We start from the raw sequence: 13,711 nt of genomic DNA on the forward strand, positions 1-13,711 counted from the left end.
CCCGGCACGGCCGCGGCGGCCTGCGCCGCCTCAGCCGATCTGGCGGCGGACCAGCTCGTGGAAGAGGCCGCCCGTGTCGGCGAGCAGTTCCGCGGGCGGCCCCTGCTGGACGATCCGGCCGTCCGCCATGACGATCACCCGGTCGGCGTCCATGACGGTGGACAGCCGGTGGGCGATCACGATGCGGGTGCAGCGCAGGGCCCGGGTGGACTCGATCACCACGTGCTGGGCTTCGTTGTCCAGTGCGCTGGTGGCCTCGTCCAGGAAGACGATGCCCGGCTTGCGGATGAGGGCCTGGGCGATCATCAGCCGCTGGCGCTGACCGCCCGAGACGGTGCCGCCGCCGTCGGACAGCATCGTGTGCAGGCCCATGGGCATGGCCTTGACGTCCTCGGCCAGGCCGGCCATCGCGGCGGCCTCCCACACCTCCTCCGGCGTGTACGTCTCCGCGCCGCTGATGCAGTCGAGGATCGAACCCGAGAAGGGCTGCGCGTTCTGCAGGACCACCCCGCACTGGCGGCGGACGGCCGCCTGGTCGAGGGCCGCCAGGTCCTGGCCGTCGTAGAGCACACTGCCGGCGGACGGCTCGTCGAAGCCGATGAGCAGCCGCAGCAGGGTGGACTTCCCGCAGCCGCTGGCGCCGACGATCGCCACGAACTCACCCGCTGCCACCCGGAACGACACGTCGTCGAGGACGAGCGGGCCGTCGTCCGCGTACCGGTAGGACAGGCCCTTCGCCTCCAGGGACCCGCTCAGCACACCCGGCTGCGCACGGGACCCGCGGACCTCCGGGGCCGCATGGAGAATCGGTTTGATCTGCTCGAACATCGGCTGCACCGCGGCGGCCGAGAGGAGCACGCCCGTCAACTGGGTGACGGCGGACAGCATCATCGTCACGGCGGTGCTGAAGGTGAGGAACTCACCGGCGGACATGCTGCCCCTGGCCGGACCGGCCAGCAGCATGAACATCACGAGCGTGCACAGCGGCAGACAGACCGCGTTGAGGACCGTCACGACGTTCTTGAGCCGGCCGATGCGCTGCTGCAGCTCACGGGTGCGGGCGAACTCCCTGGCCCACGCGGCGTAGGCGAAGCTCTCGGCCGCCGCCACGCGCAGCTTGGGCAGCCCGCGCAGGGTCTGGAACGCCTGGTTGTCCAGCCTGTGGCCGAGCGTGATCAACTGCCGCTGGTAGCGCAGCTGCCACAGCCCCAGGCCCAGGAAGACCGCGGCGACCACGATCAGCATGGCGAGCGCCGCCATCGCCAGCGGCACGCTGTAGACGAGCAGCAGGACGAGGTTCATCAAGGCGACGGTGCTCGCCTGCACGGACACCGAGCCGATGCCGGACAGCAGGCTGCGGATGGAGCTGATGCCCAGGGCCGCGCCCGCCAGTTCGCCGGTGGAGCGGCCGGCGAAGAAGGTCACCGGCAGCCGCAGCAGCCGGTCCCACACCGCCGGCTGCAAGGCGGCCTCGACCCGGCCCTCCATGCGCAGGATGGCGAGGTTCTGCAGCAGCAGGAAGGCCGCCGAGACGACGCTGCTCGCGATGAGGGCCAGGGCGGTCTGGACGATGAGGCCGTTCTCGGCGCGCGGCACGTACGCACCGAGCACCTTGCCCGTCGCGATGGGGACGAGCGCGCCCAGGCCCACCGCGACCAGCCCGCCCAGGAGGAGGCTGCGCCACTCCTTCCCGGTACCGCGCACGCTGAAGCGCAACAGCCGCAGCAGGCCCGGAGCACCGTCGGGCAGCGGACGGTAGAACATGACGGCACGCGGTTCGAGGGCGGCCTCGTTGTCCTTGTCCACGCGCTCGCGGGTGCCTGAGGCGGGGTCGACGGCCTCGTATCCGCCGCGCCGCCACAGCAGGGCCACCGGCGTCCCGTCCGCCTCGCGCAGACCCACCAGGGGCCCGCTGTCCTCCCGCCACCAGCGCCCGCCCAGCTTGACGGTGCGGGTCCGGATGCGCGAGGCGAGCGCGATGCGTTCGACGGGATCGACCCGCCCGGAGGCGGCGGCGCCCACCTCACCCCGTTCGGACAGCGCGATCCCGGCTTCCGCGGCCACCAGGCGGCACACGGCGAACACCGCGTCGTCGCTCGCGCCGCGCCGGGGCCGCCGGCCGGAGCGGCCGATGGACGCCAGCAGGGCGCGGTCCGCCTGGGTGCGGGCGGCCTCCCCGGCCTCGATACCGGCCGCCGTACGGTCCTCGTGGGCGCGCTCCAGCTGCTCGATCCAGTCGTCCAGGGCGTACAGCAGCCGGTACTGCTGGTCGACCATGCCCTGCCAGACCGCTGCGTCGAGGAGGAGGGCGCCGGCGGTGTCGTACCCCTCGTACCCCTCGTACGCGGCGCCGTACTGCACGCTGCCCGGAGGGATCGGCATCCACAGGATGTCGTCGTCGTCGGCCCCGCCCCGGCCGGTGGTCGCCCGGCTCTCCAGCGGTGCCTGGTAGAGCACGCGCAGGCCGCGGCCGATGCCGAGCGTGAAGGCGTACTCCAGGGGACTCAGGGAGGCGGCGGCGCCGTACTGCCCGGCGTACTCCCCGCCCGTCCACGGCTCGCCGGGCCACTGCTCCCCGGCCCACTGGTTTGCGTACGGCGGGCGGTGCAGCTCGCGCAGCTCGATGCGGTGCAGCCGGCAGCCGTGCAGGGGCCGGCCGACCAGGGTGTGCCCGGGGCCCTCGGCCGGCCCCAGCAGCAGGGTGCCCGCCCCGAGCCGGCCCAGGAAGTGCCAGTTCCCCGCCTGCGCGGCGTCGACGGCGAACAGGTCCAGCTCGCCCTCCACGACGAGCCACAGCACGAGGGGGCCCTCCAGGGACAGGCTGCGCACGCCCGTGCAGTCGACGGCCGAGCCCAGTGCGCCGAGGGCCGACACGACCGGGTCGGGGGCCGGTCCGGGCCGGGTGCCGGTGGCCGTTGCGGGGTGCGGGAACGTCACCTCAGTGCTCCTTGACCAGTTGGGCGTACGCGCCCTGCGCGGCGAGCAGGTGCTCGTGCCGCCCGCGTTCGACGACGGTGCCGCGGTCGAGCACGACGATCTCGTCGCTGTCGCGCACGGTGCTCAGCCGGTGGGCGATGACCACGCAGGCGCACCCGCGCCGCCGCAGGCTGTCCATGACGATCTGTTCGGTCGCCGCGTCCAGGGCGCTGGTCACCTCGTCGAGGACCAGGACGCTGGGGCGGCGCACCAGCGCCCGGGCGATCTCCAGGCGCTGGCGCTGGCCGCCGGAGAAGTTGCGGCCGTCCTGCTCGACCCGGCTGTGGATGCCGCCGGGGCGGCGCGCGACCACCTCGTACACGGCGGCGTCCTCCAGCGCGGCGACGACGGCCTCGTCCGGTACGGAGGGGTCCCACAGCGCGACGTTGTCGCGCACGGTGCCCTCGAAGAGGAAGACGTCCTGGTCGACGAAGGACACGGAGGCCGCCAGCGCGCCGCGCGGGATGTCCGCGAGGCGCATCCCGTCGATGCGGATGGTGCCTTCCCAGGGGGTGTAGAGGCCGGATATCAGCCGGGAGACGGTGGACTTGCCGCTGCCCGAGCCGCCGACGAGCGCGACCTGCTGCCCGGGACCCACCGAGAGGGAGAAGTCCTTCAGCAGCGGGGTGTCCAGGGGGCTGTAGCCGAAGGTGATGCCGTCGAGCTCCACATGGCCCTTGAGGCGGCGGGTGCCGGCCGGGGGCTCGCGCCGCGAGTAGAGCGGATCCACGGGGAAGTCCTCGACGTCCTTGAGGCGGGCGACGTCGGCCGCGAAGTCCTGGATCCGCCCGGCCACGCCGTTCAGCCGGGTGATGGGCGCGGTGAAGCTCGTCACCAGGGCCTGGAAGGCCACCAGCAGACCGACCGACAGGTGCCCCTCCACGGCCCGCAGTCCGCCGATCATGAGGATCAGGGCGCTGTTCAGCGCGGCCAGCGTGGGAGCGGTGATCGCCAGCCACGCACTGGGCACGCCGAGCCGCTGCTGCACGTCGAGGGTGACCGCGTGGCGGCCGGCCCAGCGCCGGAAGAAGCCGTTCTCCCCGCCGGTGGCCTTCATCGTCTCGATGAGCTGGAGACCGCTGTAGGAGGTGTTGGTGAGCCGGGCGTTCTCGGCGCGCAGCTTCTGCGTGCCGGTGGCCCGTACGTGGACCGCGATCCGCATCGCCACCACGTTGAGCAGCGCGATGCCGATGCCGACGAGGGTGAGTTGCGGGTCGTACGTCCACAGCAGCACCGCGTAGAGGACGACGACCACCGCGTCCACCCCGGCGGCGGCGAGGTCCCTGGCCAGCGTCTCGGCGACGGCGTCGTTGGACTGCAGGCGCTGGACCAGGTCGGCGGGGTTGCGCTGGGAGAAGAAGGCCACGGGAAGCCTGAGCAGGTGCCGCAGGAAGCGGGCACTGCCCAGGGTGGAGGAGATGATGCGCCCCCGCAGCAGGTTGGCCTGCTGCAGTGCGGTGAGCACCGCCGTGAGCACCAGGGCCGCCGCCATCGACGCGAAGAGCACGCCGAGCAGGGACGTCTGTTCCCCGATCAGGAACATGTCGATGTACGTACGGCTCAGCGCGGGCACCGCCGCGCCGACGACCACCAGCAGCAGGCTGGAGAGCACGGCCGCGAGCATGGTGCCCGAGGTGCCCCGCAACCGGGCCGGGACACCGCCCATGACGCCGGGCTTGCGACCGGTGCGGCGGAAGCCGGCGTCGGGCTCGAAGGTGAGCACGACGCCGGTGAAGCTGGTGTCGAACTCGTCCATGGGCACGAAACGCCGGCCCTTGGCCGGGTCGTTGATGCAGGCGCCCCTGCGGCCGAAGCGCCGGCCCATCCCCTCGTAGACGACGTAGTGGTTGAACTCCCAGAAGAGGATGGCCGGGGGGCGCATCCCGGCGAGCGCGGCCAGGTCCATCTGCATGCCCTTGGCCGCCAGCCGGTATCCGCGGGCCGCCTTGAGGATGTTGCCGGCGCGGGACCCGTCGCGGGAGACGCCGCAGGCGATGCGCAGCTCTTCCAGCGGGACGAAGCGGCCGTGGTGGCCGAGGACCATGGCCAGCGCGGCGGCTCCGCACTCCACGGCCTCCATCTGCAGGACGGAGGGGGTGCGGACACGGCGGGGCGTGCGGCCCTTGGGAGCGGGCGCGGGCCGCCGGCGCGAGGCGCGGCGCCCGGCGGCCTCCTGCTGCGGGGCGCTCACGGCAGCAGCCAGTCGACGGGGCGCTGTGCGGGAAGGTGAACGGATCCGGTGACCGCAGTCGCGGAGTCGACGGCGTACGGGGGCCCGTCCGAGGAGGACCACCGGTAGCCGGACCGGGTCGCGGAGGAGCGTTCCAGCTCGACGAGCACCGCGACGGGATTGCCCTGCCGGGTGAACTGCGCGGCGAGCCGGCTGTCGCCGAGGAAACCGGTGAGCTGCGCCCCGGTCTGAGGGGCCCTGCCGACGGCCTTGACGCGGCCGCGCAGCACGCCGAACCGCTGCTGGGGGACGGTCTGGACGGTGAGGTCGACCGCAGCGCCCACGGGGACGGTTCCGGCGCCGGCGCCGGCGACGTAGAGCACGGCCATGAGCGGCTCGTCCGGGTTCTTCACCCGTTCCACGGTGGCCACGTCCGCGCCGGTCGTGAGCACCGAACCCGTCTTGGCGACCAGCGCGGTCACCCGGCCGCCGGCCACCATGCGCACCACCTGGGCGCCCCGGTCGGTGGCGACCCGGACCAGGGGGGCGTCCTGCGCCAGCAACTGGCCCTCCTTGGCGAGGACTTCGGTGACCTGGCCCGCGAACGGGCTTTGCAGGAGGTAACTGCCTTCGGCATGGGTGAGAATGCCCGGTGCGCTCAGCTTTGCGGACACGGTTCCGGTGAATGCCCAGAAGCAGGAGAGAGCCATGACGGTGACGGTGACGGCCAGGACGAGCCGGCCTTGCGGGCGGGCGAAGCGGACGGGCAGATCGAGTTCTTCGGGCGATTGCAGCTTGGAAAGCGCCTTTTGGCGGAACTGCACGGAACCATTCCTTTACTGCAATTGCGGCAGGGGCAGCCGAGAACCCCGGAACGATGGCTGCGTTCCGGGGTTCACGGGCGACGACGTGTCGTTGCTCAGAGACCGGCGACGCCGACCCGAACGCCGGCGATGCCGGTGACCTGGCCCGGGAGGGCCGTGGCGGCGTGGACCGTGTCCAGGGAGGTCACGGTGTTCACGACGTTGTAGACGTCGCCGAGCACGGCGCCGGCGAGACCACCGGAAATGCCGAGACCGCCGGAAACGGCGTCCAGCTCGGTGTCGGCGATCTCGCGGGTCTCGATGTCGTTACGCATTTCTTGCGCACCCTTCATTCGTCTGACTGCTTCTCACCTGCCACGGCCAGGCCGCGGCAGTGGGCAGATGTAAGCACGCGAACAGGTGGCCCGGCCAATTGTGTTGACGCCTCGAAGGGTGCCCGGTGACCACACGATCGACAGATCTCCGGATTCATTTTCCGGATCAGTGCAACGTCTCCACAAGATCGAGTAACGGATCCCCGTCCTCCGCGACGACGGCGGGAGGAAGTGGGACATACCGCCAGTAATCGAAGGGGGCGTTCCCGGCATTCCGAAGGGCGGCGCCCCGTCGAAGGCGCTCGTTACTCACACATGTGAAGATTCGCTGGAGCACCTCACGGCGATGAAACCGTTACGGTGCGTATCGGACGCCGAGCGCGACGACACCCGTCGAGGGGCGGTTCGAGCGGCGGGGAAGGGGCCGTGGGCCGGTCAGCCGAGGACGAGGGGGAGCTTCTCGGCCAGCCCGCCCAGCGCGGCCCGCTCCGCTCCGCTCGGAGCGCGCCGCCCGGTGCCGATCAGCAGCGCGTCCTGGTCGGAGAAGGCCGGGGGGAAGGCCGCGCCGGCGATCCGCTCCAGCATCGCGCGCGACTCGGCGAGGGCGTCGGCGGGCGGTTCCGCGCCGTCCGGGAGGTGGGCGATCAGGTCGAGGTGGTGCAGCGTCCACTCCAGGACGTACGCGTGGAGGTAGTCGCCCGCAGTGAGCACCTGGCCGCGGGTGCTGACCCGGAGTCCGGGATCCGCGAGCTCGGCGGCGCGGCCGGCGGCGGAGCCGACGTCGTCGAGGTGGAACGTGAGCAGCCGCGGGTCTTCGTACGCGGCGGCGAGGCGGACCGTCAGCGCGTCGAGCGGGTCGTCGCCGGCCGGCGCCTCGACGAGGTTCCAGTAGGTCACCGCGTCGCGGGTCGGTTCGGCTTCCGCGGGGGTGGCGAGGGTGATCAGGACGTCCTGGGCGTCGATGACCAGGTGGCACACGAGGTCCCGCACGAGCCAGCCGGCGCAGCCGGACGGCCGCGCGAAGTCCTCGTCCGAGAGCCCGGCGACCGCGGTGCGCAGCGCCGTCCAAGAGCGGGAGAAGAGGTCCACGGCCGCAAGCTAGCAGCTGCGTCCAGTGCGGCCCGGGCGTTTTCGGACACCCGTGCCGGCTCGTCCGAGCCGGAGATCGCCCCCGGTCGTACGGCGGGCCCCCCGCGGCCCTGTCGCAGAAGGGGGCCGGTCCGGCTGTGACGACGGCTCCGGCCGCGGCTCCCAAGGGCCCGCGGCCGGAGCCGTCGTCGGGGCGGAGGCGAACCGCCCGGGGTGCGGTGGCGGCGCCGGTCAGGCGGCGTGGCCGCCGTCGACGGAGAACTCGGCCCCGGTGATGTAGGCCGCCTGCTCGCTCGCGAGGAAGGCGACCATGGCCGCGATCTCCTCCGGCCGTCCGAACCGGCCGAGGGCGGTCATCGCCGCCTGCGGTCCCGCGTAGGGCCCGTCGGCCGGGTTCATGTCGGTGTCGACCGGTCCCGGGTGGACGATGTTGGCGGTGATGCCGCGTCCGCCGAGCTCGCGGGCGAGTGCCTTGGTGAGCCCGGTGAGGGCGGACTTGCTCATCGTGTAGAGCGTGCCGCCCGGGCCCGGTACCCGCTGGGTCATGCAGGTGCCGATCGTGATGATCCGGCCGCCTTCGCCCATCCGGCCCGCAGCGGCCTGCGCGGCGAGGAAGGCGCCCCGCACGTTCACCGCGAGCACCCGGTCGACGTCGGCCGGGGTGAGCGCGTCGAGCGGGCCCAGGACCCCGACCCCCGCGTTGTTGACCAGCACGTCGAGCCGGCCGAGGGTCTGCGCCGCCCAGTCCACGGCACCCGCCGCGTCACCGGCGTCCCCGGCGTCGGCCCTGACGGCGAAGCCCCGGCTCCCGGTCGCCTCGATCGCGGCCACCACCTCCTTCGCCGCCGTCTCGTCGGCGGTGTAGGTGATGGCCACGTCGGCCCCCGCCCCGGCCAGCCGTACCGCGATCGCCGCGCCGATGCCCCGGCTGCCGCCCGTCACCAGAACCGTCTTGCCGTTCATACGCCCTCCTCGCGTGGTTGCGAGTTCAATGAAATGCCAGGGCGGTCGCCGGTGCTGGCAGGAATGCGACCTGGCGCTCGGGCGGGACGGCAGCAGCGGTTGCCATCCGTGGTGGTGCTCAGGGGCGGGCCGGCGGGGTGCTCCGGGCGGCGTACCGGAAGCGGTTGCGGTACTCCGTCGGTGTGGCGTCGAGCGTGCGACGGAAGGCGCGGATCAGCGTGTCCGTCGTGTTGAAGCCGCAGGTCCTCGCGACGCGTTCGAGGGAGTCGTCGGTGGACTCCAGCCGGTTGCGCGCCACTTCGACGCGGGCCGTTTCGACGTAGGCGGCCGGGGTCATGCCGAGTTCGGTCTTGAAGATCCGGGTGAGCTGCCGTTCGCTCACGTGGGCGTGCGCGGCGAGGTCGGCGAGGGTGAGGGGTTCGGCGATGTGGCGCGTGATGTGGTGGCGCAGGTCGTCGATGCGCCGCGTGGTCGAGACCGGCGCGAGCGGGACGCTGAACTGGCTCTGTCCGCCCGGCCGTTTCAGGTACATCACGAGCTGACGGGCCACGCGGAGGGCGGCCGCCTCCCCGAAGTCTTCGGCCACGAGGGCGAGCGACAGGTCGAGGCAGGCGCTGATGCCGGCACCGGTCCACACCTCGTGGTCACGGATGAAGATCGGATCGGCGTCGACCTCCACCGACGGGTGATCGGCGGCCAGTTGCTGCGCGGTCGACCAGTGGGTCGTCGCACGCTTGCCGTCCAGCAGCCCGGCGGCCGCGAGGAGGTGGGCCCCCACGCAGACCGAGGCGACGCGCCGCGCCCTGCCGGCGAGCGTCTTCACCCAGCCGACCACGGCGGGATCGGTAAGGGCGAGCACCCGGCGGTGGTCGTCGACCTCGACCGCGCCGGGAACCAGGAGCGTGTCGATCTTCCTCGTGGACACGTCCTGGAAGGTCGTGTCGGGAAGGATGCGGACCCCGGCGGAGGTGGTGACGGGGTCCATGATCTCGGCGGCCAGCACGACGTCGTAGCCCGTCGTGCCGTCCACCTCCCGCTGCAGCAGGGCGAACACCTCCGGGGGGCCGGTGACGTCCAGCAGGTCGACGCCGTCGAAGACGATGACGACGACGAAGCGTCTGATGCCGGTGCTGCTGCTCACAGGGGACTCCGTCCGCTCGGCGGCGAGGCCGTGCCGATGTCCGGATCTGCAAGTTGCATGACATTGCCGCCGCGTGGGGCGAATCGTAGCGTGGGGTGCGAGCCGAGCCGGCGCCGGCGGCCGAACCTTCCGATACCGAACCCGAACAAGAGGGCACATCCATGTCTGCGACGACCCTGCGCGAGCTCAACGGCTTCGATCAGACCCCGGCCTCACTGGCGACGGCGACCCTGGTCCTGATCGACTACCAGAACACCTACACGCGCGGCGTGATGGAGCTGACGGGCTGGGAGGCCGCCCTCGACGCCGCCGCCGCGCTGCTGGCCCAGGCCAGGGAGGCCGGCGCGAAGGTGATCCACGTGATCAACGACGGCGGCGAGGGCACCCCGTACGACATCCGCGCCGAGATCGGGCAGATCCATCCCCGTGTGGCGCCCGTCGACGGTGAAGCGGTCGTCGTCAAGACCGTTCCGAACGGTTTCGTCGACACCGACCTGGGCGACCACGTGGACGCCGCCGGGAACCAGGACCTCGTCATCGCCGGATTCATGACCCACATGTGCGTGGCCTTCACCGCGTCGGGCGCGTTCCTGCGCGGCAACCGCCCCACCGTGGTCGCCGACGCCTGTGCCACCCGGCCCCTTCGGACGGCGGTCGCCGACCTGTCCGCCGAACAGCTGCACCACGGCGCGCTCGCGACGGTCGGCGACCTCTACGGGGTCGTCGTCCCGTCCGCCTCCTCCCTGAGGTGAGTACCCGGGGAGCGGCGCGAGACGGACAGCGGGCTGGGTGATCCTGCACACCCCAAGTACCCTCTGCCGGAAAGCCTTTGGGGTGACCACCAGCAGGCCGGACGGCGGGGGAACGCACATGTGGGGACGGGGGACGGTCCTTGGGGACCGGTACACGCTGGCCGAACGCATCGGCGGCGGGGGCATGGGCGAGGTGTGGCGCGCGGACGACGGGGTGCTCAGGCGGCAGGTCGCCGTCAAGGTCCTGCTGCCCGCGCTGCTCGACGACCAGGCCTTCGCCGCCCGGTTCCGCCGCGAGGCCACGGTTCTGGCCTCGCTCGGCCACCCGGGCATCGTCGACGTGCACGACTACGGCGAGACCCGGATCGAATCGGGCGAACGCGTCGCCTACATCGTGATGGAACTCGTCGAGGGACGGACGCTGAACGAGGTCCGCGCCCAGGCCGGACCGCTCCCCGCCGCGCAGGCCCTGGACATCGTCGCCCAGGCCCTGGACGCCCTGCACACCGCGCACCTGCGGGGCGTCACCCACCGCGACATCAAGCCGTCGAACCTGATGCTCGGCGGTGACGGCCGGGTGACGGTCACCGATTTCGGCATCGCCCGCTCCAGCGCGGCGAGTACCGCGATCACCGACTCCCACGCGGTCCTCGGCACGGCCCTGTACATGGCTCCCGAGCAGGCGGAGGGGCTCGGCGCCGTGGCCGCGTCCGACCTCTACTCCATGGGTGTCGTCTGCTACGAGATGCTCACCGGGGAAACGCCGTTCACCGGCGACTCGGTGATCGAGATCGCCCTGAAGCACATCAGGGAACCCGCCCCGGAGCTGCCGGCCGCGTTCCCCGGCCCGGTACGCGCCTTCGTCGCCCGGGCCCTCGCCAAGAGGCCCGAGGAACGGTACGCCGACGCGTCGGTGATGGCGGCGGCGGCCCGCCGGGCGGCGGCCGGCGAGCCCTTGGGCGAGCTCGACGCACCCGGCGGCGTGCCCGGCCCCGGGCCCGCCGTGCCGCCCGCGGGGGCCGCGTCCGTGGAGCGGAAGTGGTGGGAGCGGCTGCGCATCCCCGGCGGCTTCGCCGTGCCGGCCGTCGTCGTGGTGGCGGTCACCGTGACGGTGGGCGTCACGGTGTTCCACATCGACCCCAGGGCCCGGGCCTCCGATGCGCAGGGACCGGATCAACGCCCGCCCGCATCGGTGTCCGCGCCGGCGGCCGGAGCCGGGAGCCAGGGCCCGGGCGCGTCCCCCTCGGGCAGTGCGGCGGCCGGCCCCTCCGGCGCCGCCGTTCTGCCGCCCGGCCAGACTCCGCCGGAGCAGGCCGCTGCCGGGGCTGCCGCCGCGGGCGCCGGTGGCGGCGGTTCGGCGGTGAACCCGCCGCAGAGCGCCCAGGGCGGTGCGTCCGGCGACGGCCGGACCGGCCAGGGGCCGAACGGCGGAGCGGCGGCCGGAGGCGGGGCCGCGGCCGGAGGCGGCGGGTCCGGCTCGGGGTCGGGCAGCGGCAGTGGATCCACGCCGCCGCAGGGCTGCGGCGGCCGTTCCTGGGGCGCCATCACCAACGTCGGCGACGGGCTGAGGATCGGTCTGGCCACCGCCGGCCCGCAGCCGGGCGCCAAGGTCGTCATGGGCGGGACCACGGCCTACGGGTGGGTGCACGAGAAGTCCAACTACGACAGCTTCAGGGCCTGTGGTTCGCAGGGCCCCGCGCTCAACCGGGCGCTGACGCAGTTCGGCGACACCGTCCGCGTCGAACTGGCCGATGTCTACAGCGGGGGGCTGTGGTGGAACCTGGAGGAGGCCCCCACGGCGGGTGCCTACTACATCAAGGACATCGCCTTCCAGGGCGGCTGCCTGACCGACAACGGCGCGGGCAAGCAGCTGACGGTGATCGCCTGCGCCCCGGGGGACAAGCGCCAGCAGTGGCGGATCCCCTGACGGGTGCCCCGCGATCCCGGGCAGGGATCGCGGGGCGGTTGCCGCACCGGTGTGCGGCCGGCTGCTCAGGTGCTAGCTGCCGGTCTTGCCCCCGGCGAGCGGCCACTCGCGGTTGAGGGCGCCCAGCGGGATGCGGCGCTCGAAGATCGGCGTGCCGAACAGGGACAGCTGGAGGTGCAGCTGGCCGCTCAGGTCGAAGCCGCCGTACAGCGCCCACGCACCGCTCACCGAGGTCTTGCCGTCGGTGGACGCCGACGCCTTGGCGTCGGCCTCGCCGCGCAGGTAGGGGGCGAAGTCCGCGGAGACGCCCACGGCCCCGTACAGGCCGACGGAGGCCTCGGCGCCGATGGCGCCCTTGACCCGTCCGGCGGCGGTGACTTCGGCCTTCACCGGCGAGCTCTGGACGTTGGAGGTGCTGACCGGGGTCCAGCCCTTGCCCGTCGCGTAGCTGCCGCCGACGCGGAAGTCGCCCTTGACGTCCTGGCGGACTTCGAGGGTGACGCGCCCGTCGGCCTCCACCTGGACGTAGCAGGTCAGGTCGAGGTTGACGACGACCGGGACCGGTCCTACCTGGATGACCGGAGCGCTGTGCAGCTTGGCGAACGGGATGCGCTTGGGGGTACCCGTGCTCGCGGCGGCGTGGCCCTTCAGGCTCCACTGCGAGGACCAGTCACCGCTCATGCCGAGGAAGGCGGAGCGCGGTCCGGAGCCGCCCGACCCGTCGTAGGAGAACTCCACGGTGGGGGCGAGCTGGACGAATCCGGAGACCGAGGCGCCGGCCGAGACGGGGGCGCCGGGGGCGGTGTCGACGGGGGCGTCCACATCGAGCCGCAGGTTGCCCAGGGGCAGCTTCGCCCCCTCGGGGCCGAACCGCACGCCCTGGCTCTTGGCCCAGGAGAAGGTGACGCCCTTCATCAGGGGCTCGACCGTGACCGACGCCGGGTCCACCGGGACCTTCCCGTCGGCCTTGTCGTCGTTGAGGACGGAGGCCAGCGTGGTGGAAGCGGTCTTGACCTCGGTGCCGCGATCGGTCTTGCGGCCGACCTCGGTGACCTTCGCGAGGAGGCCGTTGGGGGCGCCGGGCGCCGGAGCGCTGGCGATGACGTCGCCGACGGCGACGGGCTTGTCGGCCGTGGGGGAGTGGCTCGGTGAGGGCGAGCCCGGCGAAGTACCCTGCGGGGCCGTCGATATGACGGCCCGTCCGGTCGCCTGATCGTAGGAGGCGACCTTCAGCGAGGACTTCTCGGGGGCACCCTTCCCGGCTCCGACGCGGGCCACGGCCGTCGGCGCGGGCGCGCCCTGCGGCGCCGCGGCCACGTCCAGCTGCTGCGTCCCGTCGGCTGCGGACGCGAGGGTGGCGGTGCTTGCGGGGTCGGCGGCTCCGGTGTGCGTGGCCGAGGAGCAGCCGGTGGCGGTGAGTGCCAGCGTGGTGAAGCCGGTGAGCAGGAGGCGTCTGGCGAGCTTGGGCACGTACGTAAGACCTTCTGGTTGGGGGGAAGTTACGCTACTGACAAGTAACGTGAAGACCGATCATGCCAGGCGCATCCACCCCACC

General features: G+C 72.8%; 10 protein-coding genes. 2 read left to right on the forward strand and 8 right to left on the reverse strand.

The window, feature by feature from the left end; translation table 11 throughout:
• Positions 1-30 precede the first annotated feature (30 nt).
• The 7 genes from ABZ128_RS05380 to ABZ128_RS05410 all read right to left on the reverse strand — a co-directional run bounded on the left by ABZ128_RS05380 (position 31) and on the right by ABZ128_RS05410 (position 9,477).
• Positions 31-2,937 carry an NHLP bacteriocin export ABC transporter permease/ATPase subunit gene (locus ABZ128_RS05380; RefSeq protein WP_356846162.1) on the reverse strand — a complete coding sequence of 969 codons (2,907 nt, stop codon included), beginning with the start codon at positions 2,935-2,937 and terminating at the stop codon, positions 31-33.
• A gap of 1 nt (position 2,938) precedes the next feature.
• Positions 2,939-5,056, reverse strand: a complete 2,118-nt coding sequence (locus tag ABZ128_RS05385; protein ID WP_356846194.1) for an NHLP family bacteriocin export ABC transporter peptidase/permease/ATPase subunit — start codon at positions 5,054-5,056, stop codon at positions 2,939-2,941.
• Between the two features lie 107 nt (positions 5,057-5,163).
• Positions 5,164-5,970 carry an HlyD family efflux transporter periplasmic adaptor subunit gene (locus ABZ128_RS05390; RefSeq protein ID WP_356846163.1) on the reverse strand — a complete coding sequence of 269 codons (807 nt, stop codon included), beginning with the start codon at positions 5,968-5,970 and terminating at the stop codon, positions 5,164-5,166.
• Between the two features lie 95 nt (positions 5,971-6,065).
• Positions 6,066-6,284, reverse strand: coding sequence for a hypothetical protein (locus tag ABZ128_RS05395; protein ID WP_356846164.1), 219 nt, complete (start codon positions 6,282-6,284; stop codon positions 6,066-6,068).
• Between the two features lie 435 nt (positions 6,285-6,719).
• Positions 6,720-7,373, reverse strand: coding sequence for a maleylpyruvate isomerase N-terminal domain-containing protein (locus ABZ128_RS05400; RefSeq protein ID WP_356846165.1), 654 nt, complete (start codon positions 7,371-7,373; stop codon positions 6,720-6,722).
• A 231-nt stretch (positions 7,374-7,604) separates the two neighbouring features.
• Entirely contained in the window at positions 7,605-8,336 is a 732-nt protein-coding gene (locus ABZ128_RS05405; RefSeq protein ID WP_356846166.1) for an SDR family oxidoreductase, read from the reverse strand.
• 118 nt (positions 8,337-8,454) lie between these two features.
• Positions 8,455-9,477 (reverse strand): DJ-1/PfpI family protein, encoded by a 1,023-nt coding sequence (locus ABZ128_RS05410; RefSeq protein ID WP_356846167.1) that lies wholly within the window; start codon positions 9,475-9,477, stop codon positions 8,455-8,457.
• Positions 9,478-9,638: 161 nt separating this feature from the next.
• On the opposite strand from ABZ128_RS05410, the gene ABZ128_RS05415 reads away from it, so the two are divergent.
• Both ABZ128_RS05415 and ABZ128_RS05420 read left to right on the forward strand, forming a co-directional pair.
• Positions 9,639-10,229, forward strand: coding sequence for an isochorismatase family protein (locus tag ABZ128_RS05415; protein ID WP_356846168.1), 591 nt, complete (start codon positions 9,639-9,641; stop codon positions 10,227-10,229).
• An 82-nt stretch (positions 10,230-10,311) separates the two neighbouring features.
• Positions 10,312-12,156: a serine/threonine-protein kinase gene (locus ABZ128_RS05420; protein ID WP_356846169.1), complete on the forward strand. Its 1,845-nt coding sequence runs from the start codon at positions 10,312-10,314 to the stop codon at positions 12,154-12,156.
• A 72-nt stretch (positions 12,157-12,228) separates the two neighbouring features.
• Here ABZ128_RS05420 and ABZ128_RS05425 read toward each other — a convergent pair whose 3' ends face one another.
• Positions 12,229-13,626, reverse strand: a complete 1,398-nt coding sequence (locus ABZ128_RS05425; RefSeq protein ID WP_356846170.1) for a hypothetical protein — start codon at positions 13,624-13,626, stop codon at positions 12,229-12,231.
• Positions 13,627-13,711: the final 85 nt, after the last annotated feature.

It is taken from the genome of Streptomyces sp. NPDC006326 (assembly GCF_040612915.1).
GTDB lineage: Bacteria > Actinomycetota > Actinomycetes > Streptomycetales > Streptomycetaceae > Streptomyces.